This window comes from Cellulosimicrobium sp. SH8 (assembly GCF_025818875.1).
Taxonomy (GTDB): Bacteria; Actinomycetota; Actinomycetes; order Actinomycetales; family Cellulomonadaceae; genus Cellulosimicrobium; species Cellulosimicrobium cellulans_D.
In genome coordinates, this window is sequence record NZ_JAMXMH010000014.1 from 158817 (window position 1) to 184788 (window position 25972).

The window sequence follows — 25972 nt, forward strand, 5'->3', positions numbered from 1 at the left end:
GCTACCGCTTGCCGACGAACCAGCCGCGCACGGTAGCGACGCGGGCGTCGAGCTGCTCGACCGTCGCGAGCGGGACCTCGGGTCCGCCGCAGCGGCGGCGCAGCTCGGTGTGCACCGAGCCGTGCGGCTGCCCGCTGCGGCGCGACCAGGCGGACACGAGCTGCTGGAGCTCCTTGCGGAGCTCGGCCGCTCGACGGTGGTCCAGCTCCGACCGCTCCCGCTCCGCCGACTGCGTGGTCTTCGAGCGGGCGCTCAGCTGGTCGGCCTGGCGCTGACGCAGCAGCGTGGTGACCTGGTCGGCGTCGAGGAGTCCGGGGAGCCCGAGGAAGTCGAGCTCCTCGTCCGACCCGACGTCCGCGCCCGTCCCGAACTCGCCGCCGTCGAACAGCACGCGGTCGAACGACGCCTGCGCCTCGAGCGCCTCGAACGAGCCCTGGACGAGCTCGCCCGACGCCTTGTCCTCCCGGTTCGCCTCCGCCAGCAGCGCGTCCTCGGGGCTGAAGCCCTCGCCCTGCTCCTCCGCCGTGAGCGGGCGGTCGAGCGCGTGGTCACGCTCGATCTCGAGCCCGTTCGCCAGCTCGAGCAGGTGCGGGACGCTGGGCAGGAACACCGACGCCGTCTCGCCGCGCTTGCGCGCCCGCACGAACCGCCCGACAGCCTGCGCGAAGAAGAGCGGGGTCGCCGTCGAGGTCGCGTACACGCCCACGGCGAGGCGCGGGACGTCCACGCCCTCCGAGACCATGCGCACCGCGACCATCCAGCGGCCGTCGCCGTCCGCGAACTCCTCGATGCGGCTGCTCGCCCCGTCGTCGTCGGAGAGGACGACCGTCGGCGACCTCCCGGTGATCCGGGCGAGGTGTCCCGCGTAGGCGCGCGCGTCGGTCTGGTCGGTCGCGATGACCAGGCCACCGGCGTCCGGGATCGCGCGCCGTACCTCGGTGAGACGCTTGTCCGCCGCCGCGAGGACCGACGGGATCCACTCGCCGTTCGGGTCGAGCGCGGTGCGCCACGCCTGGCCGGTCATGTCCTTGGTGAGCGCCTCGCCGAGGCGTGCGCTCACCTCGTCCCCGGCCTTCGTGCGCCAGCGCATGTTGCCGGAGTACGACAGGAAGAGCACGGGGCGCACGACGTGGTCGCGCAGCGCGTCGCCGTAGCCGTACGTGTAGTCGGCGCGCGACCGGCGGATGCCGTCAGGGCCGCGCTCGTACTCGACGAACGGGATCGCCGCGGTGTCGGAGCGGAACGGCGTCCCCGTGAGGGCGAGGCGGCGCGTCGCGTCCTCGAACGCCTCGCGCACCGCGTCGCCCCACGACAGCGCGTCGCCGCCGTGGTGCACCTCGTCGAGGATGACGAGCGTGCGGTCGGCGGTCGTGCGGGCCGCGTGCAGAGCGGGCTTGGCGGCGATCTGCGCGTAGGTCAGCGCGACACCGTCGTAGTGGGCGCCGTGCCGCCCCTGGCTGTTGCGGAAGTTCGGGTCGATGCGGATGCCGACGCGCGCGGCGGCGTCGGCCCACTGGTGCTTGAGGTGCTCGGTCGGTGCGACGACCGTCACGCGCCGCACCACGCCCTGCTCCAGGAGCTCCGTCGCGACGCGCAGCGCGAACGTCGTCTTGCCCGCGCCGGGGGTCGCGACGGCGAGGAAGTCGCGCGGCGCGCGCGTGCGGTACAGCTCGAGGGCCTCCGCCTGCCAGGCGCGCAGCTTCGACGCCGAGCCCCACGGGGCACGGCGCGGGAACGCGGGCGAGAGGTGCGACGCCGCTGCCGACGACGGGCTCTGCGGCGCGGGCGGTGTGGTCCTGCTACGGGAGTCGGGGACGGAGTGACCGGTGGACGTCGTCTGGTGCTCCCCGCTCACTTGCCGGAGTCACCCTCGCCGTCCTGCGGGTCGCGCAGACCGTCGTAGATCTCCTTGCACGTGGGGCACACGGGGAACTTCTTCGGGTCGCGGCCGGGCACCCACACCTTGCCGCACAGCGCGATCACCGGCTTGCCGGAGAGCGCGGACTCCATGATCTTCTCCTTGCGCACGTAGTGCGCGAAGCGTTCGTGGTCGCCCGGCTCGGTCTGCTCGCGCGTCTCCTCGCGCTCGAGCACCCCGGTCGACGTGCCGGTCGTCGGCTCGGTCGCAGGGTTCCGGAACGGGTCCTCAGGACCCCCGGGGGGCGTGCTCGCACGGAGTTCGATCATGGGGGGAAGTCTACGTCGGTGCGCCGACACCCGTGCGGCGCGACGCCGTCCGCGGGTGCCGCCCCCGCCCCGACCGGACGACGGCAAGAGCCCGCCGGCGCGGCGGTCCAGGGGCGTGGACCGCGCGCCGGCGGGCGGTTGTGCCTCGCGGGCGACGGCCCGCGAGAGTTCGTCGGCAGATCGGCTACAGGCCCTGCCAGTCCGGCTTGGACGCGTACGTCTGGCGGTAGTAGTCCCCGAGCTGGAGGCGCGAGGCCGCCGCGTCGTCGACCAGCACCGTGGCGTGCGGGTGCATCTGCATGATCGTCGCGGGCCACAACGCGCTGATCGGGCCCTCCACGAGCTGGTGCACCGCCTCCGCCTTGCCCTTGCCCGTGGCCAGCAGCACCAGGTGCCGCGCGGACATGATCGTGGCCAGCCCCTGCGTCAGGCAGTGCCGCGGCACCCGGTCCACGTCGTCCCCGAAGAACCGCGCGTTGTCCTCACGCGTCTGCGCCGTCAACGTCTTGATCCGTGTCCGCGACGCCAGCGACGACCCCGGCTCGTTGAACGCGATGTGCCCGTCCGTCCCGATCCCCAGGATCTGCAGGTCCACACCCCCGGCCGCCGCGATCGACTCCTCGTAGGCCGCGCACGCCGCCACCAGGTCCTCGGCGTTGCCGTCCGGGCCCTGGACCGCGCCCGGGGCGAAGTCCACCCGCGAGGCGATCTCGGTCTCGATCACGTTCCGGTACCGCTCGGGGTGCTCCGCGGGCAGGCCCACGTACTCGTCGAGCATGAACGCCCGCACGCCCGCGAACGACAACCCGTCCTCACGGTGCCGGCGCGCCAGCTCGTCGTACACCTTCAACGGCGACGATCCCGTCGCCAGCCCCAGCACCGCCTCCGGCCGCGACCGCACCACCTTCTCGATCGCGTCCGCAGCCAGCACCGCCAACCGCTCCGCAGGAGCGATCACGACCTCCATCACTTCACCTTTCGACGGCCGACGAGGGCAGCGCCCACCGCGGCGACGGGTACGTCCGCCGGAGCGAGCGAGACCCGCTCGGCGAGACGCAACGAGGACAGGAACGGGGACGTGCTCGACTGCGCGTCGAGCGCGGCGCGCACGGCGTCGAGGAGCGGCTGCCCCAGGGCGGACACACCGCCGCCGAGGACGACGTGCCGGACGTCGACCGTCAGCTCCAGGATCCGCACCGCGGAGGCGACGGCGGACGCGAACTCGTCCTTGATCCGGATCGCCTCCGGGTCGCCCGCGGCGGCCGCCTCGAAGAGCTCCGCGGGAGCGGGCCGGCCGTGGCGCGACGGCCACCGGGCGGACACCGCGGAGCCCGAGGCGTAGACCTCGACGCACCCGCGCTGGCCGCACGCGCACTCGGGACCGTGCGGGTCGATCGGGATGTGGCCGATCTCCCCTGCCGCACCGCTCACGCCCCGACGCAGCTCGCCACCGAGCACGATCCCGGCGGCGAGGCCGGTGCCCAGCGCGAGGAACGCGAGGTCCGACCCGTCGTCTCCGCGCAGGTGCGAGGCACCGAGCGCGGCGACGTTGAGGTCGTTGTCGACCTGGACCGGGAGACCGTCGAGCTCCGCCGACAGCGCCTCGGCGAGCGCGAAGCGCCCGCCCTCGATGCCGAGGTTGACGGCGTGCATGACCGAGCCGTCCTCCGGGTCCACCAGCCCCGGCACGCCGACGCCGACACCGTCCACCTCCGCGAGCTCCGCGCCCGCGCGTCGCACCACCTCGCGGACGGCTCGGGCCGCGCTGGACACGACGCCCTGCGGCCCGCGCACCGTCGGCAGGCGCAGGGTCTCCCGCGCGACGCCGTCAGGCCCGAGGAACGCGGCGAGCACCTTGGTCCCGCCGATGTCGAGACCGACCGCGGTCCCGGCGCCCGGGGAGTCGCACCGCGGCGCGCCAGCGGGACCGGGGCGTCCGGCCAGGGCTGCGGCTGCCTCGCCGTTCAGCGAGGCAGCCGTGCTCAGGTCGCTCACGTCAGCCCTTCACCGCACCCGAGACGAGGCCACCGGTCATCCGACCCTGGACGATGAGGAAGAACACCACCGCCGGGATCGCGATGAGCACCGACCCCGCCATGAGAGCACCCCAGTTGGTCGCCTGAGTGGCCTGCTGGAACGTCCGCAGCCACACCGGCAGGGTCATCGACTCGGGGCGCTGCATGATGATGAGCGCCATCACGAACTCGTTCCAGGCCTGGATGAACGCGAAGACGCCGGTGGCGACGAGGCCCGGAGCGAGGAGCGGGAAGGTGATCTTCCAGAACGCCTTGCCGCGCGAGCAGCCGTCGATCATGGCCGCCTCCTCGAGGTCGGCGGGGACGCCGTTGACGAATCCTCGCAGCGTCCAGATCGTGAAGGGCAGGACGCCGGACACGTACACGATGCCCAGGCCGACGATCGTGTTGAGCATCTGCCAGTTGTCGATGATCCGGAAGATCGAGATCATCATGGCCTCGCCCGGGATCATCTGGACCACGAGGATCGCGAGGATGAACGTGCGACGCCCCTTGAAGCGGAACCTGGTCACCGCCAGCGAGGCGAGGAACCCGAGCACCATCGCGATGACCAGCGTGAAGAACGTCACCGTGAGCGAGTTGCCCATCGCGGGGACGAACGGCGCTCGCGAGTCGTCGGTGACCGCCGTCACGTAGTTGTTCAGCGTGAAGACGTCCGGTGTCGGGAAGAACTTGAGGTCCGTACCCCGCACGAGGCTCGACGGCAGGAACGAGGTGTTGATCATCCAGTAGACCGGGAAGACCGACGAGACGAAGACGATGATCGCCAGGATGGCGTAGCCGACGTTGGCGGCCTTCTTGCGCTGCTTCTCACGGCTCACGCGAGGCGCGGAGCCGCCCGCGGCGGAGGCGTGCCGGACAGTGGTCCGTGGTGTGGTCTGGATGGTGCTCACAGTTCTTCCTCCCGGACCGTCTGGCGCACGTAGTAGAACGAGATGCCGAGCATGATGAACACGAAGATCACCGAGATGGCGCCCGCGAGACCGTAGTGCCCCTGGGCCATGCCCATCTGGTAGATGTACACGCCGATGGTGTTCGTCTTGTCGCGATCACCACCCACGCCCTGCAGCGCGTAGATCTGCGTGAAGACGCGCAGGTCCCAGATGATCGACAGCACGATGAGCACGGTGATGATGCTGCGCACGTACGGGATCATGATGAGCCGGAAGCGCTGGACCGGACCCGCTCCGTCGAGCTGCGCGGCCTCGAGCACCTCGCCGGGGATCTGCGTCAGTCCCGCGTACATGGTGAACGCGACGAAGGGAACGGCGCCCCAGACGATGATGAGCGTGGCGATGAGGAAGAACTGGAGCGGGTTGAGGAGCCACGAGTGGCCCATCCAGTTGTCCCCCGTGATCGTCGTCAGGAGGTTGTTGATCACGCCGTACTGGGTGTCGAAGATCCAGCCCCAGACGATGGTCGCGGCGAGCGCCGGCATGGCCCACGCGAGCAGCAGCCCGACCGAGACCAGCAGACGGAAGCCCTTGCCGAGGCGCATCATGAGCAGGGCGATGAGCGTGCCGAGCACCATGGTCAGGACGACACAGGCGACCATGAAGAGGAAGCTGCGCAGCAGCACGGTCCAGAAGCCGTCCACGTCGGTGAGGACCTGGACGTAGTTGTCGAAGCCGACCCACTCGGCGGGCTGGCCCATGAGCTGCGCCCGCTCGTACTTCTGGAACGACATGATGACGAGCCGCACGAGCGGGTATCCCACGAGGACGCCGAGCACGACGAGGCTGGGGACGAGCAGCGTCCAGGGCAGGATCGGCGGACGCCGCTTCTTGGGGGGTCGCACCGGCGCGCCGGGACGCTCGGTGCGTGGTTCGAGGGTGGTTGAGCTCATTTCCTCACTCCGTCAGAGGTGCGCGGTGGTGCGCAGGCGACGTGCCGACGGCCCGTCATGGGAAGGGGTGGGGACTCCTCAGGAAGGAGACCCCACCCCTGACGGCTCGAGCCTCCGGTGATGCCCGGCCAGCGCCGGGCATCACCGGACGGGCTCAGCTGTTGAGGATCTCCTCGATCTTCGCGTCGAGCTCCTTGGCGACGGTCTCGACGTCGTCACCGTTCGCGATCTTGGTGAAGGCGCTCTGGAGCACGTTCTGCGCCTCGACGTCGGCCCACTTCGGGGACGCCGGGGTCAGGCGCGCGTTCTGCGCGGCCGCGACGCCCGCCTGGGCGATCGGGTCCTCCTGCGGCACCTCGCTCGCGAGCGACTTCTTCGCCGGGATCATGTTCGCCTGGGCGAGGATCGTCTGGTACTCGTCGCTCATCATGATCTCGAACGCCTTGTACGCGAGCTCGGGGTTGTTCGACTTCTGCGCCACGGCGATGTTCGAGCCACCGGCGAACACGGCAGCCGGCTCACCCGCGGTCTTGCCCGGCAGCGGGAACGCCGCGAGGTCCGAGCCGTAGGTCTCGAGGCAGCCCGGGGTCTGCGCGGGGTCCTCAGGAGTCTGCGAGGTCTTGATGGTCCCGGCGATCCAGGTCGGGGCCGACACGTACGCGACGGTGCCCTCGCAGAACGGCACCTGGAGGTCGGTCTCCTGACCGTCCTTCGGAGCGTGCGACGCGTTGGTCATGAGGTCCTGGACCTGCGCGAGGCCGGCGAGGCCGCCCTCGCTCGAGAAGCCCGCCTCCCACTCGCCCGCGTCGTTCTGCTCGGCGATGAAGCCACCGTTCTCCCAGACGAACGGGAGAGCGTTGTACCAGTCCTGGCCGGGCCAGTACACACCCGACACCGTGTCCGTGTACATCGCCTTCGCGTTGGCGACGTACTCGTCGAGCGTCGTCGGGACGGCCGTGGCCCCGGTGACCTGCGGCGTGTAGAACACCGCACGCGAGCCCGCGTAGTACGGCAGGGCGTAGTGCTTCTCGTCCCAGTCGCCGGCCTCGACGAAGCCGGGGAGCAGGTCGTCGCCGCCGAGCGACTCGAACTCCTCCGCCGTGATCTCACGGAAGAAGCCCGCGGACGTGAACGCCGGGGACTGCGTGTTGCCGACCTCGACGACGTCCGGGCTGTCCGAGCCGGAGAGCGACGTCGTGAGCTTGTCGACGAGGCCGGTCCAGGACTGCTCCTCGATCGTGAGGGTGCTGCCCGGGTTCTCCTCCTCGAACGTCGTCTTGAGGTAGTCGCGCGCGGCGTCGGGCGTGTCCGAGCCGTTGAGCCAGACGCGGATGTCGCCGGTCGTGGCCTCGGTCTCGCCGGAGCCGTTGTCGTCGCTCCCGCCGCCGGAGCTGCAGGCGGTCAGCGCGAGCGCCAGGGTGATCGTCGACGCCACGGAGGCGACGACGAGACGGTTCCTCTTCACTGGGTGCTTCCTCTCGGTGTTTCTTGGTGGCGGCGTCGGTGACGCCACCGGAGGTGTGGCAGGAGTCCTGCGTAATCGAGCACGTGCAGGGGTACTGCGTTCCTGGGGATGCTGCACTGGGGTTCCCAGGAGGTCTGAGGGGCAGGGTCAGGACCCGGCCCCGGTCGGGCGGTGGAGGTCAGTCCGAGCGTCGTCGGCTCAGGAGACCCCCAGCTGTCCGGACAGGACGAGGACGGCCGCCCCAGCAAGGACGACGTCTTCGTCGAGCGTGGCCATCCGCACCTGGAGCCCGCTGCCGATGACCGGCATCGTGCGGGAGCGGATGGTCTCGAACGCCGCCTCGCGCAGGGGCCCGTCGAGCAGGTCCGCAGGACCGCTGACGAGCACCTCCGCGAGGTTGAGCGCACTGACGACAGGTGCCAGAGCGATGCCCAGCGTCCTGCCCACCGACGCCAGGACGGCGTCGGAAGCCTCGGTGTCGAGCCCGTCCACCGCGCGGCGCAACGCCGGCACGGACAGGACGGTCTCCAGGCAGCCGCGGCGCCCGCAGGCGCACGGCTCGCCGTCGTCGACGACGGTCACGTGACCCAGCTCGCCGGCCGCGTCCGCGTGCCCGCGCACCCGTGCGCCGTCGACCATGATCCCGGCGCCCACGCCCTCGCCCACGGTGAGGACAAGGAGCCCGTCGCCGGCCGCGCCGCCGAACGTGAACTCGCCGAGCGCGGCGATGTTCGCGTCGTTGGCCACGTGGACCGCGAGGCCGAGCCGCTCGGTGAGCTGCGCGGCGAGCGGGACGTCGTACCAGCGCCGGTTGGGCGCCTCGATGACGCGGCCCTCGGCGTCGACGACGCCGGGCGACCCGATCCCCACGCCGATGACCGGCTGGGTGGCGGACGCGATGAGGCCGCGGCAGAAGCGCGTGAGGAGGTCGACCAGCTCGGTCCCGGTGCGTCCGTCGACCGCCAGGCTCTGCCGGACGACGAAGTCGCCGGTGAGCGTGAGGACGGCGCCGCGCAGGACCTCGTCGTCGGTGAGGTCCACGGAGACGATCTGGTAGGCGCTCGTGCGCATCCCGACGAGGATCGCGGGCTTGCCGACGCGCTGGCCCGGGCGGACGCCGAGCTCCTCGACCAGGCCCTCCGCGATGAGCACGGAGACGAGGTCGGAGATGGTCACGCGGGTGAGGGAGGTGGCGCGCGCCAGGTCGGCGCGCGAGGTGGGTCCCTCGTGGAACAGGTGCTGCAGCACGAGGGACCGGTTGTGGGCCCGAGCGTGCTCGGGCAGCACCTTCGAGGTCGGCCTGAGCCCTGTGCTCAGACGCCTCCTCGGTGCTCCGGTCCCGGTGACTGCCGTTGTCATGTTTGTTAGTAGACTGCCTTTACTAAGTGGCTGTCAACTTCCTCGCGGCTTCGTGACCGAAATGTTGCCGATCGGCCCTCGCCGCGGGACCTGGGTCCTGGCCGCGGACGGCCCGTGGGCCCGCCAGCGCCCCTCAGACCGCCGCCTCGCCCGCCCAGCCCCGCGCACCGGGGTGCTCCACCGATCGTGAGGCGACGACGACCGCCTGCTCGAGCGCGGACCGCCACGACGCCCCGCGCGCCGCCCCCGCCGCGAACGCCCCGTGGACCACGTCCCCCGCCCCGAGGGTGTCGACGACGCGCTCCGGCTCGGGAACCGCGACGTCGTACCGCTCCCCCGCGTCGAGCACCTCGACGGGACACGGACCGCGCGTGCGAGCGACGAACCGCGGTCCGAGCGCGGCGACCGCGGCGAGCACGTCACCCTCCCCGAGTCCCGGCGGCCGGAAGTCCGCCGACACGACGACCGCGTCGCACAGCCCGATCATCTCGACGGCGTCGGGCTTCCAGGACCCGCCGTCGAGCACGACGCGCGCGCCCCGCTCGCGCGCCCCGCGCGCGAGCGTGAGCGCGAGGCCCGGGAGGTGCCCGTCCAGCAGCAGGACGTCGCCCGGCCCGACGCCGTCGAGGAGCCCGGGGCCGCCCGCCGCCGCGCGGGCCGCGAGGTCGCCGAACCCGGACGCGTTGGTGCTCACGACGGCTCGTTCACCGGTGGCCCGCGTGACGAGCACGGTCGAGACGGCGAGGCGCCCGCCGCTCGTCCCGGCCGCGGTGTCGACGAGACCGACCCCGCAGTCCGCGAGCTCGCGACGCACGACCTCCGCGAGCGGCCCGTCCCCGACCGCGGTGACGAGCCGCGTGGGCACACCCAGCACGGCGGCGGTCGCCGCGGCGTTGGCGGCCGGCCCCCCGAAGGTGGCCGAGACGGACCGTGCGACGACCTTCTCGTCGGGACGAGGCAGCGCGTCGACGACCTGGACGACGTCGAGGGTCACGAGACCGCAGCACACGAGCACCCGACCATCCTGCCGTGCCACGCCCCGGGACCGCGCCGCCGTCCACGGTCCGAGGTGTCGCGCTGCGGTTGGATCACGACCAGTTCACAAGACGGTCACGATGTCGCGCACGGTGTCCGGTTCGCACGCTTGGCCCCCTACCCTCGCAGCATGCGGACCACTCGCCCCTTCGCCGTCGTCGCGGCGCTCCTGCTCGGCGGCGCTCTCCTCGCGGGCTGCTCCGCCTCCTCGGGCGACATGGCGGCCCTCTCCGTGGACGACGGCGGCGCGGGCTCGGAGGTCGCGGGCGGCGGCGCGGCGGACGCCCCCGAGGACGTGGCCTCGGGGATCGCCCCGGGAGACGAGGACGCCGTCGCCGCGGCGGAGCGGGAGATCGTCACCACCGGGTCGGTCACGGTCGTGGCCGACGACCCGTCGGCCGCGGCCGACGCGGTCGCCGACCTCGCGGAGAGCGCGGGCGGGCGGGTCGAGAGCCGGCGGCAGTCGGAGCCCGAGGGCGACACGCTGGCGTCCGCCGAGCTGACGATCCGGGTGCCGGCGGCACAGACGACCGCCACCGTCGACGCCCTCGACCAGGTGGGCGAGGTGCGCGACCTGTCGATCGAGGCCGTCGACGTCACGGGGACCGCGCGCGACCTCGACGCCCGCGTCGACGCCCTGACGACCTCGGTCGAACGACTGCGCACGCTCATGGGCGACGCCGCCACGACCGCCGACCTGCTCGCCGCGGAGCAGGAGCTGACGAGCCGCCAGGCCGAGCTGGAGTCGCTGCAGGCGCAGCGCGCCGCGCTCACCGACCAGGTCTCGATGTCGACCCTGCACGTCACGGTCGTGCAGGTCGTGCCGACCGAGCAGCTCGCTCCCGGCGGCTTCCTCGGGGGTCTGCAGAACGGCTGGAACGCCCTGCTCGCCACGCTCAACGGGCTCGTCGTCGTCCTGGGTGCCCTGCTGCCGTGGCTCGTGGTCGCCGGGGTCGTGCTGCTCGTCGTGCGCTGGCTCCTGCGCCGGTTCCGGCACCGAGCCGAGGACGGCGGCACGCCTCCGGGGGACGCCGACCGCCCGGGTCCCGACGACGACCCCGACGCCCCGGCCGCGAGCCGCGGGCCGCTCGTCGGTGCGTCCACCCATGACTGAGCCGACGAGCACGCAGACGCCGCCGACGGGGCGGGTCGCGCGCCTCTGGCTCGACACGGGCGACGGAGGGCCGCGACCGGTCGGGCACCTCGTGACGCGCGTGTGCACGCACTGGGACACGGTCGGCCCGCAGGCCTTCCCGCGGCACGTGAACCCCGAGCCGCGCGTGCAGTGGCGCGCCCACCTCGACGACGCCGACCCGGCCCTGGCCGAGGACCTGTACAGCGACGACCCCGAGGCACCGCCGCTCCCCCGCGAGGACGGCGACGACCTCGTCGTGCGGGGGCGGCGGCTGCGGGTCGAGTGGCTCGACGGCGCGGAGGCGGCCGACGCCTGGGCGCGGCACGAGTGGTGACGGGCCCCACGACCGATCGCACCACCTGCCGGGACGACGACGGCCCGCACCCTCGAAGGGTGCGGGCCGTTGCCGCAGGGGTGGAGGTGCGGGGAATCGAACCCCGGTCCGGTGACGCCGATCGAGGACTTCTCCGGGCGCAGTCTGCTGTCGTTTTTCTCGGCCCCCGCACTCACGCAGACAAGATGCGGACGGGCTCAGTCACCTGAAAGTCCCCGCAGCCCCGATGACGAGGACTACGAGCAGTGGCTCTCTAGATGACGCCAGGATCCGAGTCGAGAGCTAGCTCGGGCTGACGGACTTCGGGGCTCGCTCAGGCGGCGAGGGCGAAGTCGGTGCGCTTGTTATCGGCACCTGTGGTTTGCAGACATCGTTAACGAGATAAGCCTGCATCCTCGGCCCGCTTCTCCTCGAAGCACGACCACCGTCGAAACCGATCACCCCCTGTGGAGTTGTCAATCACTGCGCGGCTCCCGGGCGGACCCGGTCCTCGCTCAGCAGGACAAGCCTACGGGATGAACGCCGGCCGCCGCACCGATATTTCCGCGCGGCCGGACGCCGCCGGACGCGCGCCTACTTCTTGCGGCTCAGCGCGTCCACCAGCAGACCGCCCGCGATCCCGAGGAGGAACACGTCCTTCGCGAGCCCCGTGCCCTGCTCGGTCGGCCGCACGCCGTCCTCGCGCGTCATGCCCGGGGTCTTCAGGTACATGCCCACGAGCCCGGCCGAGAAGACGCCCAGGCCCACGGCCACGAGCCCGGTCGGGACGAATGGCACGACCAGGGCCGCGCCGAGCGCGATCTCCGTGGTCGAGAGCGCCTTCGTGAACTGCTTCGGCTCGACGTCCCCGAGGAACGAGTACGTCCCCGCCGCCATGCCGTGGATCCCCTGCGCGGTCGCCTCGTCCGCGCCGCGCTTGTTCAGTCCGGAGTTGAGGATGTACGCGCCCGCCGCGAGCCGCGGGATGTACTGGCGGAGCTTGACCATGGGGCCTCCTGGTTCGTGGTCGACGTCTCGCCCTCGACCGTACGTCGAGGGCGACGCCGCCACCAGCGGGTGGGACCGCCGTCGGCCCGGACCTGCCAGGGTCAGCGCAGCTCGCGCTGCCGCATCGCGCGCTGCGCCTCGCGGTTGTCCTGCTTCTCGCGCAGGGCCTGCCGCTTGTCGTACTCCTTCTTGCCGCGCGCCAGGGCGATCTCGACCTTGGCCCGACCGTCGAGGAAGTACAGGGCGAGGGGCACGATCGTGTGGCCCTTCTCGCGCGTCTTGGACTCGAGGCGCAGGATCTCCTCCTTGTGCAGGAGCAGCTTGCGCTTGCGCCGCGGGGCGTGGTTGTTCCACGTCCCCTCGGTGTACTCGGGGATGTGGACGTTCTCGAGCCACGCCTCGCCGCGGTCCACGGCGACGTAGCCGTCGACGAGCGAGGCCCGCCCCATCCGCAGCGCCTTGACCTCGGTGCCCGACAGGACGATCCCCGCCTCGTACACGTCCTCGATCACGTAGTCGTGGCGTGCCTTGCGGTTGCTGGCGACGACCTTGCGGCCGGTGTCCTTCGCCATCCGTGTCCTACCGTCCTTCGCTGTCGTGTCGTCGCCGGCGCACCAGCGTACGGGTGCCCGACGACGCCCGGTACCGATTATCCCCCGCGGCGGGACGGCGCGGGCCAGGCCGCGGTGCGCGACAGGCGCGCGCTCGGGGGGACGTCGGTCAGCCCAGGACCGACATCGGGTCGATGGTGGAACCGTTGACGTACACCTCGAAGTGGAGGTGGCACGCCCCCGACAGCCCGGTGTTGCCCGAGTAGCCGATGACGTCCCCCTTGTTGACCGACTGGCCGGAGGACACCGCGAAGCGCGTGAGGTGGTTGTAGCTCGTCATGAGGTTCGACCCGCCGACGGTCCCGTGGTTGATCAGGACCTGGTTGCCGAACCCGTTGCGCCACTGCGCGTGGACGACCGTCCCCGGCCCCGCGGCCATGATCGGGGTCCCGCAGTAGGCGCGCAGGTCGGTCCCGGCGTGCAGGCGGTAGTACCCGAGGATCGGGTGCAGCCGCATCCCGTAGCTCGACGTCACGTGCGGCACGGCGGTCGGGAACGACAGGAAGCTCGAGATGCTGCCGCGGTCGCCCCCTGACGAGGACCCGCCACCGCCACCGCCACCGCCACCGCCCGACGATCCGCCACCGCCGCCTCCGCCGGAGGACTGTTGCTGCTGCTGGCGGCGGGCCTCCTCCTCCGCTGCCTTCCGGTCACGTTCCGCCTGTTCGGCGATGATCCCCTTGATCTCCTGCTGCAGCGACTGCTGGGCGGCCTCGTTCTCCGCGACCTTCGCCTCGGCCGCGGCCTTGCGCTCCTCGATCGTCGCCTTCTTCGCCTGCTGGTCGACGATGAGCTGCTCGACCTCGGCCTTGCGGTCCGCCGCCGCCTTGCGCGCGGCCTCGGCGGCGACGACGTTCTCGTCCGCCTGCTTCTTCAGGTCGGCGACCGTCTCCCGCACCGCCTGCAGGCGCGCCTCGCGGTTGCGGGCCACGGACTCGGCCTCGAGGAGGTCCTGGAGGGACCGGGACTGGCTGCGCGCCGCCGTCGACGAGACCGCGTACTCCTCGATGAACTCCTCGGTGCTCTGCGCACCCGTGACGATCCCCAGGCTCGAGACGTCGCCCTGGCCGCGGTACGCCTGGCGCGCCATCTCCGCGATGCTGGACTTCGCGTCGGCGACGTCGGTCGCGCCGCGCTCGATCTCGGCGCTGATCGCGGCCTCCTGCCCGAGCGCGTCCTCGAGCCGTTGCGCGAGCAGCTCCGCCTCACGCTGGGTCCTCTCCACCTCGGCCTCAGCGGCGTCCAGCTCGGCCTGCGCGACCGGCAGGCGCGCCTCGATCGCCTGGAGGTCGACAACCGCCTGCGCGAGCTCGGCGTCGGTGTCCTCGAGCTCGGACTGGAGCTGCTCGCGGCCGCCGAGGATCTCGGACTGACGGCGTTCCGCGGCGGCACGCCGGTCGTCGATGTCGTCGGCGGACGCCGACGCGACGCTCCCCACGAGGAGCATCGTCGTGGCGATCAGGGCCGCGGTCGCGCGGCGGAGGTCCCGGGTCATCTCACACCCTCGTGTGCCGGTTGAGCGTGACGACCGAGGAGACGGCCGCCAGCAGGAACGCGATGCCGACGAGGACCGGCGCGATGCGCAGCACGTCCGACTCGTCGACGTAGGCCACCCACGTCACGGACTGCGACAACCAGTCGGTGACGAGGTACTTCACCCCCACCCAGAGCCCGCCGACCGCGAGGAGCGCGCCGAGCACGGCCGCGATCGCCCCCTCGAGGAGGAACGGGAGCTGGATGAACAGGTTGGACGCACCGACGAGGCGCATGATGCCGGTCTCCCGGCGCCGGCTCAGCGCGGACAGCCGGATCGTCGTCGTGATGAGCAGCACCGCGGCGAGGAGCATGACCGCTGCGAGGCCGGCGGCGAGGAGCGACGCGCGGTTGAGCGCGAGGAACAGCGAGTCGAAGATGCGGCGCTGGTCCTCCACGACCTCGACGCCCGGGCGTCCGGTGACGACGTCGTTGACGACCTCGTAGTTCTCCGGGTTCGTGAGCTTGAGGCGGAAGGACGCCTGCATGTCGTCCACGGTGAGCTGCGTGCCGAGGTAGCCGTCCGGGTACCGCTCCTGGAACGCCGCGAACGCGTCGTCCTTGGACTCGAAGTAGACCGTCTGGATCTCGTCGGCGAGCTCGTTCTCGAAGACGTCCTCGAGAGCCGCGATCTGGTCCGGGGTCGCCTCGCCCGCGGCGCACGTCGGCGACGGCGAGCCGGTGGGGCACAGGAAGACGGAGACCTCGACCTTGTCGTACCAGTCGTCCTTGAGCTTGCCGATCTGCGCCTGCAGCAGCATGGACGCCCCGACGAACGTCAGCGAGACGAACGTGACGAGGATGACCGAGACCGTCATCGAGACGTTGCGGCGCAAGCCCTGGCCGAGCTCCGCGAGGATGAACTGGAGTCGCACGCCGATCACTCCCCCGCCGCTGCCTCGACGTGGCGACGCACCGAGCGTCGCGACGGCGGCTCGGCAGGCTCCTCGTCGACGGCCTGCGCCCCGGGGGCCGGGTCGTGGTGCGCGCGCGGGACGATCGTCGTCGGCGCGGACTCCGGCGTCCCGTCCGGCGCCGGCTGGGCGCCGGGGGCGTGCCGGTCAGGGTCCGGGATGACCTGCCCCCGCGCCCCGTAGGCGCCGTGCGCCTGGTCGCGCACGAGCGTGCCGGTCTCGAGCTCGATGACCCGGCGCCGCATCTGGTTGACGATCTCCTCGTCGTGCGTCGCCATGACGACCGTGGTCCCGGTCCGGTTGATGCGGTCGAGCAGGCGCATGATCCCGAGCGACGTGGTGGGGTCGAGGTTCCCGGTCGGCTCGTCGGCGAGCAGGATGGGCGGCCGGTTCACCATGGCGCGCGCGATGGCGACGCGCTGCTGCTCACCGCCCGAGAGCTCGTGCGGGCGACGCTTCTCCTTGCCCGCGAGGCCCACCATCTCGAGCGTCTCGGGGACGGTGATCGCGATCGTGTGCCGCGGCTTGCCGATGACCTGGAGGGCGAACGCCACGTTCTCGAACACGGTCTTGTTCGGCAGCAGGCGGAAGTCCTGGAAGACGACCCCGATCTGGCGCCGCAGCTTGGGCACGTTCCAGCTCGACAACGACCCGAGGTCCCGCCCGGCGACGAAGACCTTCCCCCGGGTCGGGCGCTCCTCGCGCAGGACGAGGTGCAGGCACGTCGACTTGCCGGAGCCCGACGCGCCGACGAGGAAGACGAACTCGCCGCGGCGGACCTCCATCGACACGTCGTCGACGGCCGGCCTCGCGCCGCGCGCGTAGACCTTGGTGACGTTCTCGAAGCGGATCACAGCGGCACGTTCCTCGGGTCGGGGGTCGATCCGTGGACGAACGAGGTTCGTCGCACGATCCCGAGGGTAGGCACGCGCGCCCGGCCGGGCGGGGCGGACACGCCGCGCCCGGGCGCATCGACCTGTTGCTCGGATCAACCGCCCGGGGCGGGCCCGCGCCGGGTCAGGACTCCTGCTGCGCCCCGCGGCGCCAGCGGATCCCGGCCTCGATGAAGTCGTCGATGTCGCCGTCGAACACTGCCGAGGGGTTGCCGACCTCGTGCTCCGTGCGCAGGTCCTTGACCATCTGGTAGGGCTGGAGCACGTAGGAGCGCATCTGGTCCCCCCAGCTCGCCTTGATGTCGCCCGCGAGCTCCTTCTTCTTCGCGTTCTCCTCCTCCTGGCGCACGAGCAGCAGGCGGGACTGGAGGACGCGCAGCGCGGCCGCACGGTTCTGGATCTGCGACTTCTCGTTCTGCATCGACACGACGATGCCGGTCGGGATGTGCGTCATGCGCACCGCGGAGTCCGTCGTGTTGACGGACTGCCCGCCCGGGCCGGACGAGCGGAACACGTCCACCTTGATCTCCGACTCGGGGATCTCGACGGAGTCCGTCTGCTCGATGAGCGGGATGACCTCGACGGCCGCGAACGACGTCTGCCGACGCCCCTGGTTGTCGAACGGCGAGATGCGCACGAGGCGGTGCGTGCCTGCCTCGACCGACAGGTGGCCGAACGCGTACGGCGCCTTCACCTCGAACGTGGCTGACTTGAGCCCCGCCTCCTCGGCGTAGGACGTGTCGAGCACGGTGGTCGAGTAGCCGTGACGCTCCGCCCAGCGCAGATACATGCGCAGGAGCATCTCCGCGAAGTCGGCCGCGTCCACGCCGCCCGCGCCCGCGCGGATCGTCACGACGGCCTCACGGGCGTCGTACTCGCCGGCGAGGAGCGTGCGGACCTCGAGCTGGTCGAGGTCCTTGCGGATCGCGCCGACCTCGGCCTCCGCCTCGACGAGGGTGTCCTCGTCCTCCATCTCCTGGCCCATCTCCACCAGGGTCTCGACGTCGTCGATGCGCTGCCCGAGCGTCTTCACCCGGTCCAGCTCGGACTGCACCGCGGAGAGCGCGGACGTCACCTTCTGCGCGGCGTCCGGGTCGTCCCACAGGTCGGGGGCCGACGCCTTCTCCGAGAGGTCCGCGATCTTCGCGCGCAGCACCTCCGGGTCGCTCACGCTCTCGATGGACTCGAGCGTGCTGCGCAGCGCCTTGATCTCGGTCGGAAAGTCGATGGTGGCCACGAGGTTCAAGGTTACGCGACGTCCTGCACGCTCCGCGCCGTCGGGCGGGTCTCCCCTGCCCGACGGCGCGGCGGTGGCTCAGGCCTTCGGCTCGCCCTTCGCGGCGGGCGAGGTCGTGCCCGACGGCGCGGGCTCGCCCCCGGCCGCCTGCTGGCGGCCCTCGTCGCGCGCCCGGGCGAGCATCGACTCGAGGCGCTGGCGCCGCCGACGGCGGTCGTCGCGCACGCCCACGATCAGGACCACGACGATCGCGATCAGGAGGAGCTGCGGCCACGGGACGGCCCAGGTCGTCACGGTGACCGTGACGGGCTCGAGCGGCGCGTCGACCTGGTCGTCGTCCACCGTTGTCGGCGTCACGGTGATCGTCGAGCGGACCGGGCCGAGCGGCCACACGTTCGACGTCTCGACGCGAGAGCGCTGCGAGCCCCCGGGCAGGACCTCGGGGATGGCCGCGGCCGAGCGGTCGGTGGAGAACGCACCGAAGAAGCCGGTCGTCGCGACGTCACCCTCGGCGCCGAGACGCACGTTGCCGTCGTTCGCGACGTCGTAGGAGACCGTCAGGTCGCCCGCCGCGAACGGGTTCCACGACGGCGTGTAGGACGCCTTGAGGTTCTCGACGGCGAGCTGCGGCTGCACCTCTCCTGTGACCCGCGTCGAGACCCGGAAGCCGACGCGGCTCTCCACGCCGACGCTCGTCCCGCCCTCGCCCTCGCCGGTGCTCTTCACCGTCGCAGCGATGCCGGCGACGTGGTCTCCGGGGGTGGCGTTGTCCGGCACAGCGACGGTGAACGGCACGACGACCGTCGCGTCGGGCGCCACCTCGACCGAGTCCTGGACCTCGATCCAGGTCCCGGCTCCCGTCGACTCTCGGTCGGACGGCAGCATGTTGAACCGGCCCTTGGGATTGATGTACCCGTCGGCAGCCTGGATCGAGAAGGTCACGGGAACGTCGCTGAAGTTCGACACGGCGAGGTGCTCGGACGCCGATGCCCCGGGGTCGAGGACCAGCTCGACGCGGGTGCGCCCGTCGGGTCCGTCGGCGTCGGCGGGCTTGACCCCCCAGGTGATGACGTCCTCGGTGTCGAGCGGCAGGGTGCCGCTGGTCGCGGCGCCTGCCGGCAGCGCGGGCGCGAGGGCCGCGACGAGGACTGCGCCGGCCGCGACGAACCAACGGGTGAACCGGCGCGGTCGGTGGCTCAGGTGTGGTGCAGGGTTCACGCAGGTGCTCTCTCCGTACGACGGCGGGCCGCCCACTCGATCCGACCTGGAGCCGGACGAGTGGAGCGGCCCGCCGTGGACTGCTCGGTCGACGGTCGACCGTGGCCGACCGTCAGGTCACGAGGACCGGGTGTGCTCAGTCCTCGAAGAGGGAGAGCGTGATCGTCGAGGAGTAGGCGCCGGCGGCGACGTCCTCGGCGGTGCGGAGCGTGAGGCCCGCGTTCGCGGTCCAGGAGCCCTCCGGGTTGACCTCGGCCGAGTCGAAGGCCGACACGAGGAGGTCCTGCTCGGCAAGACCCTCGCCACCCTCGAGCGCGGGGTCGACACCCTCGCCCGCCTCGACGAGGCCGCTCTCGCTCTCGCTGACGAGCGACGGCGCCCAGCCGAGGTTCGACGCCGCGATCGTGCCGGCGTCGCCGGTGAAGTCCGAGGCGCTGCCCACGACGTACCAGTACGCGCCCTCGGCAACCTCGGTGCGCGTGTCGGTGACGGTGACGTCCGGAAGGGTGCCCGTGAACTCACGGGTGCCGGCGACGGTCGAGTCCTGCTCGGTGAGCGAGGTCGCGTTCGAGGCGACCGAGAGGGCGAGGTTGCCCGGCTCGACGTTCGACTCGATCTCGACCGAGACGTCGACGCCCTGGTCGTCGCCCACCTGGTCTGCGGAGGCAGCGGACGCGAGGGCGACCGTGCCGATGAGCATCGCGCCGAGGGCACCCCCGGCGACGAGCTTCTTCGTTGCTCGTGCGTTCATGTTGTAGCTCTCCATCGTTGGAGTTGTTGTCGGACCGGATCACCATAGCGGCGAACCTGGGGTTTTGACAGAGTCGAACCAGAAGTGGCCATCCAAAGTTAAGAAAGTGAACAAAGGCGCGGGAGCATGCTCACGCGTCCTTGCGAACTGCCCTTTCCTGGATGCTCGTCGTCGAACAGCAACAGGTGCTCACCACGCTCTGGCACGTGACTCTGCACGCACGATGATGCCATCACTCCACGCCTGGGTCACCCAGCCGATCATCGCGGGTCGTGCCCGCGCGGTGAGACCGACCGTCGCGGTGCGCCCGTCGGCGGTCGACGCCTCGCTCACGACGACGTCGTGCAGACCGTCGAGCGCCCCCGGATTCCGGGTCAGGTAGTCCTGGACGTCCGACCGGATCGAGGAATCCGTGAGCGTCAGGACGGCGCTCTCGACCGGTGCGGTGGCAGCACCCGTGTAGAACGACTCCGGCGCCATCGAGTCCGCCGCCGTGAGGGCGAGCGCGTCCGCGAGCTCGTACAGCCGCTTGCGCTCGAGATGCACCTGCGTCGCGCTCACCACCACGGTGACCAGCAGCAGCGCGAAGGCCACGAACGCCGTCGTGAGAAGCATGATGCGGCCGTCCTCGGGCCCGTCGACGGGCTCGCTGCGTCGCCGCGGACCGAGCCTCGCACGCATCACGGCCGCCTCGCGGCGTACTCGTCGACCGACGCGACGTGCTGTGCCTCGACCGGGACCGCGAGGGGCACCGCCGCCCGGACGAACGACGGGACGAGCGGCAGGGGCACCTCGAACTTCACCCGCGCGACCACCTCGCCCCCGGGCTCGAGGCAGGGTGTGGCGGAGCAGGAGATCGTCAGCACGTCGTCGCCGGGCCGAAAGCCCTGGTCGTCGAGCGCGAGCCTGACCGCGGCCGCGGCGAACCGCCCGCCGTCGTCCACGGACGGCGCGGTCACGAACGCCCGCGCCGCCTCGCGCGAGGCACCCTCGACCGCGAACGTGGCCGCCTGCAGCCTCCCGACCGTCAGCACGAGGTACAGCACCGGCAGCAGCAGCACGAGCGCGACGCCCAGGAACTCCACGACGGCGCTCCCCCGCTCCCCCTGCTGCCCACCCCCGGCGAGGCGAGCGAGCAGCGTCCGCACCCGGCGGGTCACGGCGCCTCCTCGAGCGCGTGCCCGTCGACGGTCACCACGCCCGCAGGACCGAGCAGGCCCACCACGGGGAGCGGCGCCGAGACCGTCACCTCGACGACGGGGAGGCCGTCGACGACCGTCTGCCGTGCCACGACGTCCTGGGCATAGCGGGACGAGAGCGCGGCCGTGATCAGGTCGCGCGTCCGGGCAGCCCCGTCCTGCGGGCCGCGGTCGGCGCGCCCGGCGACCCGAGCGCCCTCCGCGGCGCAGTCCACCAGCGTCGCCCGCACGTGGACCGCGAGCGCCACCTGGACGACACCGAGGAACAGCACGAGCACCAGGACGGACACGAGGGTGAAGTCGACCACCGCGGACCCGCGCTCACGATCTTCCGACGCCGGGCCGAGACCGTCTCCGTGCGCCACCTCAGGGCGCGCCCACGCTCGAGATCGCGTTGCTGAAGGCCTGGGTCAGCGCCGGCCCGGCGACGGCCCACAGCGCGATGACCAGACCCGCCGTCATCAGGGTGATGAGGACCCAACCCGGGACGTCGCCCCGTTCCGCGTCTCCTCGCACCAGGCGCCCCAGCGCCTCGCGCGCCGCTCGCCGTGCACCCTGCGTCCTGCGACCCCACCCCTGCATGGTTCCCCCTCGTTCGTCCGTCGTCTGTCGTGTCGTCTGTGAGCCGTGCGGGTCCCGGGCACGCCCGGGGGGAGCCGCCGTTCAGAACCCGAGCCGCAGCGTGGCCAGGGACGGATAGACGGCGAAGACCACCGTCACCGGGAGGATGAGGAAGACGACCGGGATCATCATCGCCACCTCCTTCTTGCCGCCCGCCTCCATGAGCGCGCGGCGCCCGGACTCGCGCACGTCCTGCGCCTGGGCGCGCAGGACGTCGGCAAGCGGGGTCCCGCGCTCCACCGCGACGGCGACCCCCTCCGCGAAGCGGGTCAGGCTCGGCAGACCCGTCCGGTCGGCGAGCTGCTCGAGCGCCCGGGCGAGCGGCGTGCCCGACCGCACGGACGCGAGGGTCGTGCGCAGCTCGTCCGAGAGCTCTCCGCGGGCGGTCGACGCGACCCGTTCGAGCGCCGCCACCGGGCCCTCGCCGGCGTTCACCGCGAGGGCGAGCAGCTCCGCGACGGTCGGGAACTCCGCGAGCATGCGTTCCTCGCGGCGTCGCACGGCGCGCGTCAGGGCGTGGTCGCAGGCGAGGACGCCTCCCACCCCGCACAGCAGCGCGAGCAGCACGAGCAGCACGACGGACGAGCCACGCGTCGCGGCGAGGACCACAGCGACGAACGTGCCCAGCGCGAGCCCGACGACGCCCCACACGAGCTGGCGGGCACGGAACTGCTCCACGCTCTGGCGTCGGCCGGCGCGATCGAGCCGGCGGCGGACGTCGGCGGACGTCGAGCCGAGCCGCTCGAGCGCGCGGCCGGCGTCGGCGAGCACCGGGGCGACCAGGCGCTCGACCGTCGGGAACGGCGTCCGGGTCGGCTGGTCGCGGAGCAGCACCGACGTCCGGTCGTGCGTTCGCAGGTAGGGCGCGAGGCGCTCGTCGAGCCGGATCGCGCGGCCGCGGACGCCCGCGACGACGAGCAGCAGCCCCACTGCACCGAGTCCGCCGATCGCGGCTCCCGTCAGCGACACGTCGAGCGCGTTCATCGGAGCACCCTCTCCTCCTCGGGCAGTCGCCCGATCCGCAGCATGAGCTGGTACGCCGCGGCGGAGCAGGCCGCGCCGACGCCGAGGACGAGCGCCCCCGCGAGCGAGTTGTACGCCGCCGCGGTCTCGGGCCGGGTCGCCAGGAAGCCGAGGACCACCCAGGGGCCCGCGACGGCGAGCCGCGCGCCGTTGACCGTCCAGGACTGACGCGCCTCGAGCTCGCCGCGGGTCCGCGCGTCCTCGCGCAGGAACGTCGAGAGGGTGCGCAGGAGCCGCCCCAGGTCCGTGCCGCCGACGTCGCGCGTCAGTCGGAGCGCCTCCACGATGCGGTCGGCCACCGGGTCCGCGAGTCGTTCCTTGAGACGGTCCAGACAGTCCCCGAAGCGCCCTGACGCGCGGTAGTCCACCGCGAACCGGGTGAACGGCTCCCGCAGCTCCGCCGGGCCACGCTCGCCCAGCTGACCGACGGCCTCGGGGAGCGACAGGCCCGCGCGGACGCCGGAGGCGAGGTGGTCCAGCACCTCCGGCCACACGTCGCGCAACCGGGCCCTGCGGCGTCGGGCACGGGAGCGCACGAGGAGCACCGGCAGCGACGCGGCGATCGCACCGAAGCAGGTGGCGATCGTGACCGACCCTGCGAGGACCGTCGCGACGAGGAGGACCACGAGCCCCACGCCCACGCTCGTCGCCACCAGCGCGCCCGGCGTGACGGACGGCGCACCCGCTTGCACGAGGAGGTCCTGGGTACGTGCCGTCCAGCCGTCCGCCCGTCGCTCCCGACGCGGGCCCGGCGCCCAGAACGACCACCACACGCAGAACAGGCCCGCGCCGAGCAGGAACCCCACGACGACGCCCACGTCAGCTCGCCCCCGACCAGGTCGGGCTCGCCGAGGCACCCGCCGGGGCGGCCGGGACGTGTGAGCGCTCTGGGTGCAGCACGGTCGCCAGGTCGATCCCCGCGCGCGCGAACCGGTCCGCGCCGGGCGGGAACCCGTCGGCCCGCACCAGCCGGTCCCCGGTCCGGACGAAGATCTCCGCCGCCTCCACCACGCCCTGCTCGACCCGTCCCGTAACCCCCAGGACCTCGCGCACGACGCGCCGCCCGTCGACGTCGACGCCGAGGTGGACGACCAGGTCGATCGAGGACGCGACGGTGGGGACCACGAAGCGGTCCGAGACGTTCTCGCCGGCGAGCAGCGGCAACGTGCACATCTTGGTGATCGCCTCGCGAGCCGAGTTGGCGTGCAGGGTGCACATCCCGGGCACTCCGGCGTTCAACGCGACAAGGAGGTCGAAGCTCTCCGCCTCGCGGACCTCCCCGATGACGATCCGGTCGGGGCGCATGCGCAGCGCCTCCTTGACCAGGCGGCGCAACGGGATCTCGCCCGTCCCCTCGAGGCTCGGCTGCCGACACTGCATGGAGACGACGTCCCGTACGGCGAACCGGAGCTCGAAGACCTCCTCGCACGTGACGACGCGCTGCGTGGGCGGGACCGAGCCCGCGAGGGCGTTGAGCATCGTCGTCTTGCCCGCCTGCGTGGCGCCCGCGACGAGGATGTTCAGCCCGGCACGGACCGAGGCGTCGAGGAACGCCGCCGCCTGCGGGGTGAGCGAGCCGAGCCGGACGAGGTCGTCGAGGTGCGACGCGCGGACGACGTGCTTGCGGATGTTGACCGCCCAGCTGCTTCGCGTGACGTCGGGGATGACCACGTGGAGCCGCTCGCCGCCGGGCAGCGACGCGTCGACGAACGGGCTCGAGAGGTCGAGCCGACGGCCGGACGAGCGCAGCATCTGCTCGACGAGGTCGCGCACCTGCTCCGCGGTGAGGATCGTCGTCGTGAGCTCCGACCGGCCGCCCCGCGCGACGAACACCTGGGACGGCGCGTTGATCCAGATCTCCTCGATCTCCGGGTCGTCGAGGTAGGGCTGGAGCGGTCCGAGGCCCGCCACGGAGTCGACCACCGCGCGACCGGCGGCCGTCGGGTCGGCGAGCGGCGTGACGGCCCCGAGCGCGCTCCGCGTCTCGTAGTCGGCGACCGCCTCGCGGACGAGCTCGTCGACCGCCGCCCGGTCGCGCACGGGGTCCACCCCGCGCCGCCGGACGAGCTCGCGCACCTCGCCCTCGAGCACGCCGACGGCGTGCGTGTCCGTAGACATGTCGAGCATTCCCCCTGCTCCGCTGGCCGGCTGCCCCGCCGGACCGAAAAGACCTGACCGAGAGAGTAGGGCATCGACGGGCCCCGCGGGAGTGCCCTGTGGACAGCGGACCCGGGAGCCTCGGGATGACGGCGCGCGCCCGCCAGGAACCCGGCCGCGGCGTCCCACATCGTGGGCGCGGACACGGCTAGGGTCGGGCCATGACCGACCTCCCGCCCGGCCGCTGGCAGGCCGCCGCCCGTGCGACCGGCCTCCTCGGCGCGGACGGCGCGGTCGCGGCGACGATCTTCGCCGAGATGACGGCGCTCGCGCACCGCACGGGCGCGATCAACCTGGGGCAGGGATTCCCGGACGTCGACGGCCCGGCGGCGGTCAAGCACTCCGCGATCCGGGCGATCGAGGAGGGCCACAACCAGTACCCGCCGGGTCCGGGCATCCTCGAGCTGCGCAACGCCGTCGCGAGCCACCAGTACCGGCACTACGGGCTGGACCCCGACCCGGAGACCGAGGTCCTCGTGACGACGGGAGCGACGGAGGCCCTCGCCGCGACGATCCTCGCGCTGGCCGGCCCGGGCGACGACGTCGTGACGCTCGAGCCGTTCTACGACGCGCACGCGGCGTGCATCGCGCTCGCGGGCGCGAACCACGTCACCGTCCCGCTCGTGGCGGGCCCGGACCGCTTCCGGCTCGACCTCGACGCCCTGCGCGCCGCGGTCACGGACCGCACGCGGCTGATCCTCGTGAACTCGCCCCACAACCCCACGGGCACGGTCCTCGACCTCGACGAGCTCGACGCGATCGCCGCCGTCGCGCGCCGTCACGACGCGGTCGTCGTCACGGACGAGGTCTACGAGCACCTCACGTTCGACGACGCCCGGCACGTGCCGATCGCGACACTGCCCGGGATGCGGCAGCGCACGATCACGATCTCCTCGGCCGGCAAGACGTTCTCGTTCACCGGCTGGAAGATCGGCTGGCTGCACGGGCCGGAGCCGCTCGTCACCGCGGTGCGCACGGTCAAGCAGTTCCTCACCTACACGTCGGGCGCGCCGTTCCAGCCCGCGATCGCCGACGCCCTGTCCGACGACGAGACGCCGCGCGCGCTCGCCGACTCGCTCGCGGCGCGTCGGGACCTGCTGTGCGAGGGCCTCGTCCGGGCCGGGTTCGACGTCGTCGTGCCGCAGGGCACGTACTTCGTCGTCGCCGACGGCGCCCCGCTCGGCTTCGAGGACGGCACCGCCCTGTGCCGCGACCTGCCCGCCCTCGCGGGCGTCGTCGCCGTCCCCGTGAGCGCGTTCTGCACGCCGGGGTCGACGACGGCCCGCGCGCTGGCCTCGCGCGTGCGGTTCACGTTCGTCAAGCGCGAGGACGTGCTGCACGAGGCGGTGGGGCGTCTCGCCCGCCTCGGCACGACGCCTCGCTCCTGAGCGGGCCTCGACCCGGTCGCCTGATCTGGATCGACCCGAACAG

At 72.4% G+C, this 25972-nt stretch carries 27 protein-coding genes and 1 other RNA gene; 3 read left to right on the plus strand and 25 right to left on the minus strand.

The genetic code is table 11. The features are described from left to right. Nucleotide 1: 1 nt before the first annotated feature. The 9 genes from NF338_RS19305 to NF338_RS19345 all read right to left on the minus strand — a co-directional run bounded on the left by NF338_RS19305 (nt 2) and on the right by NF338_RS19345 (nt 9929). On the minus strand, nt 2–1855 hold the full coding sequence (locus NF338_RS19305) for a DEAD/DEAH box helicase (protein WP_264032246.1): 1854 nt from the start codon (nt 1853–1855) through the stop codon (nt 2–4). Next, nucleotides 1852–2187 carry a DUF3039 domain-containing protein gene (locus NF338_RS19310; protein ID WP_087471613.1) on the minus strand — a complete coding sequence of 112 codons (336 nt, stop codon included), beginning with the start codon at nt 2185–2187 and terminating at the stop codon, nt 1852–1854. The genes NF338_RS19305 and NF338_RS19310 overlap by 4 nt, the downstream gene beginning before the upstream one ends. A 184-nt stretch (nt 2188–2371) precedes the next feature. Further along, nucleotides 2372–3154, minus strand: coding sequence for a glucosamine-6-phosphate deaminase (gene nagB / locus NF338_RS19315; RefSeq protein WP_264032247.1), 783 nt, complete (start codon nt 3152–3154; stop codon nt 2372–2374). Beyond that, the gene (locus NF338_RS19320; RefSeq protein ID WP_264032248.1) at nt 3154–4182 is read right to left on the minus strand and encodes an ROK family protein; all 1029 of its coding nucleotides are present in this window, start codon (nt 4180–4182) and stop codon (nt 3154–3156) included. Before NF338_RS19320 ends, nagB begins: the two co-directional genes overlap by 1 nt. A 1-nt stretch (nt 4183) precedes the next feature. Beyond that, on the minus strand, nt 4184–5116 hold the full coding sequence (locus NF338_RS19325; protein ID WP_318783172.1) for a carbohydrate ABC transporter permease: 933 nt from the start codon (nt 5114–5116) through the stop codon (nt 4184–4186). Next, nucleotides 5113–6069: a carbohydrate ABC transporter permease gene (locus NF338_RS19330; RefSeq protein WP_087471612.1), complete on the minus strand. Its 957-nt coding sequence runs from the start codon at nt 6067–6069 to the stop codon at nt 5113–5115. Before NF338_RS19330 ends, NF338_RS19325 begins: the two co-directional genes overlap by 4 nt. A 154-nt stretch (nt 6070–6223) precedes the next feature. Beyond that, nucleotides 6224–7534: an extracellular solute-binding protein gene (locus NF338_RS19335; RefSeq protein ID WP_264032249.1), complete on the minus strand. Its 1311-nt coding sequence runs from the start codon at nt 7532–7534 to the stop codon at nt 6224–6226. A gap of 198 nt (nt 7535–7732) precedes the next feature. Then, on the minus strand, nt 7733–8893 hold the full coding sequence (locus tag NF338_RS19340) for an ROK family transcriptional regulator (protein ID WP_082141568.1): 1161 nt from the start codon (nt 8891–8893) through the stop codon (nt 7733–7735). A gap of 133 nt (nt 8894–9026) precedes the next feature. After that, on the minus strand, nt 9027–9929 hold the full coding sequence (locus NF338_RS19345) for a PfkB family carbohydrate kinase (protein ID WP_264032250.1): 903 nt from the start codon (nt 9927–9929) through the stop codon (nt 9027–9029). A 129-nt stretch (nt 9930–10058) separates the two neighbouring features. Here NF338_RS19345 and NF338_RS19350 point away from each other — a divergent pair, with 129 nt between their 5' ends. Next, on the plus strand, nt 10059–11042 hold the full coding sequence (locus tag NF338_RS19350; protein WP_264032251.1) for a DUF4349 domain-containing protein: 984 nt from the start codon (nt 10059–10061) through the stop codon (nt 11040–11042). Next, nucleotides 11035–11397, plus strand: coding sequence for a hypothetical protein (locus NF338_RS19355; RefSeq protein ID WP_264032252.1), 363 nt, complete (start codon nt 11035–11037; stop codon nt 11395–11397). The genes NF338_RS19350 and NF338_RS19355 overlap by 8 nt, the downstream gene beginning before the upstream one ends. A gap of 78 nt (nt 11398–11475) precedes the next feature. On the opposite strand, the gene ssrA is transcribed toward NF338_RS19355, so the two are convergent. The 16 genes from ssrA to NF338_RS19435 form a co-directional block, all read right to left on the minus strand. Continuing rightward, nucleotides 11476–11842, minus strand: a transfer-messenger RNA (tmRNA) gene (gene ssrA / locus NF338_RS19360). Between the two features lie 128 nt (nt 11843–11970). Beyond that, nucleotides 11971–12384, minus strand: a complete 414-nt coding sequence (locus tag NF338_RS19365) for a hypothetical protein (protein ID WP_087471608.1) — start codon at nt 12382–12384, stop codon at nt 11971–11973. A gap of 101 nt (nt 12385–12485) precedes the next feature. After that, a complete protein-coding gene (smpB, locus tag NF338_RS19370; protein ID WP_047234045.1) occupies nt 12486–12956 on the minus strand; it encodes an SsrA-binding protein SmpB in 471 nt (156 codons plus the stop codon). A 148-nt stretch (nt 12957–13104) separates the two neighbouring features. Further along, complete coding sequence (locus NF338_RS19375; protein ID WP_264032253.1) at nt 13105–14490, minus strand: M23 family metallopeptidase; 1386 nt, start codon at nt 14488–14490, stop codon at nt 13105–13107. 1 nt (nt 14491) lies between these two features. After that, a complete protein-coding gene (ftsX, locus tag NF338_RS19380) occupies nt 14492–15403 on the minus strand; it encodes a permease-like cell division protein FtsX (RefSeq protein WP_087472873.1) in 912 nt (303 codons plus the stop codon). Nucleotides 15404–15408: 5 nt separating this feature from the next. Beyond that, nucleotides 15409–16296, minus strand: coding sequence for a cell division ATP-binding protein FtsE (gene ftsE / locus NF338_RS19385; protein WP_264032254.1), 888 nt, complete (start codon nt 16294–16296; stop codon nt 15409–15411). A gap of 163 nt (nt 16297–16459) precedes the next feature. Beyond that, nucleotides 16460–17572, minus strand: coding sequence for a peptide chain release factor 2 (gene prfB, locus NF338_RS19390; protein ID WP_264032255.1), 1113 nt, complete (start codon nt 17570–17572; stop codon nt 16460–16462). Nucleotides 17573–17650: 78 nt separating this feature from the next. Beyond that, a complete protein-coding gene (locus tag NF338_RS19395; RefSeq protein WP_264032256.1) occupies nt 17651–18790 on the minus strand; it encodes a DUF916 domain-containing protein in 1140 nt (379 codons plus the stop codon). A gap of 136 nt (nt 18791–18926) precedes the next feature. Further along, the gene (locus tag NF338_RS19400; RefSeq protein ID WP_264032257.1) at nt 18927–19541 is read right to left on the minus strand and encodes a hypothetical protein; all 615 of its coding nucleotides are present in this window, start codon (nt 19539–19541) and stop codon (nt 18927–18929) included. A gap of 189 nt (nt 19542–19730) precedes the next feature. Beyond that, entirely contained in the window at nt 19731–20222 is a 492-nt protein-coding gene (locus NF338_RS19405) for a pilus assembly protein TadG-related protein (protein ID WP_264032258.1), read from the minus strand. Beyond that, nucleotides 20222–20701, minus strand: coding sequence for a TadE/TadG family type IV pilus assembly protein (locus NF338_RS19410; protein WP_264032259.1), 480 nt, complete (start codon nt 20699–20701; stop codon nt 20222–20224). The genes NF338_RS19405 and NF338_RS19410 overlap by 1 nt, the downstream gene beginning before the upstream one ends. Next, complete coding sequence (locus tag NF338_RS19415; RefSeq protein WP_264032260.1) at nt 20698–21048, minus strand: TadE/TadG family type IV pilus assembly protein; 351 nt, start codon at nt 21046–21048, stop codon at nt 20698–20700. Before NF338_RS19415 ends, NF338_RS19410 begins: the two co-directional genes overlap by 4 nt. Nucleotides 21049–21106: 58 nt before the next feature. Further along, on the minus strand, nt 21107–21322 hold the full coding sequence (locus NF338_RS19420) for a hypothetical protein (protein ID WP_087471603.1): 216 nt from the start codon (nt 21320–21322) through the stop codon (nt 21107–21109). Between the two features lie 81 nt (nt 21323–21403). Further along, complete coding sequence (locus NF338_RS19425; protein WP_264032261.1) at nt 21404–22345, minus strand: type II secretion system F family protein; 942 nt, start codon at nt 22343–22345, stop codon at nt 21404–21406. Beyond that, nucleotides 22342–23202, minus strand: coding sequence for a type II secretion system F family protein (locus tag NF338_RS19430; protein ID WP_264032262.1), 861 nt, complete (start codon nt 23200–23202; stop codon nt 22342–22344). The genes NF338_RS19425 and NF338_RS19430 overlap by 4 nt, the downstream gene beginning before the upstream one ends. Before the next feature lies 1 nt (nt 23203). Next, nucleotides 23204–24502, minus strand: coding sequence for a CpaF family protein (locus tag NF338_RS19435; RefSeq protein ID WP_264032280.1), 1299 nt, complete (start codon nt 24500–24502; stop codon nt 23204–23206). A 200-nt stretch (nt 24503–24702) separates the two neighbouring features. On the opposite strand from NF338_RS19435, the gene NF338_RS19440 reads away from it, so the two are divergent. Next, entirely contained in the window at nt 24703–25929 is a 1227-nt protein-coding gene (locus NF338_RS19440) for a pyridoxal phosphate-dependent aminotransferase (RefSeq protein ID WP_264032263.1), read from the plus strand. Nucleotides 25930–25972 lie beyond the last annotated feature (43 nt).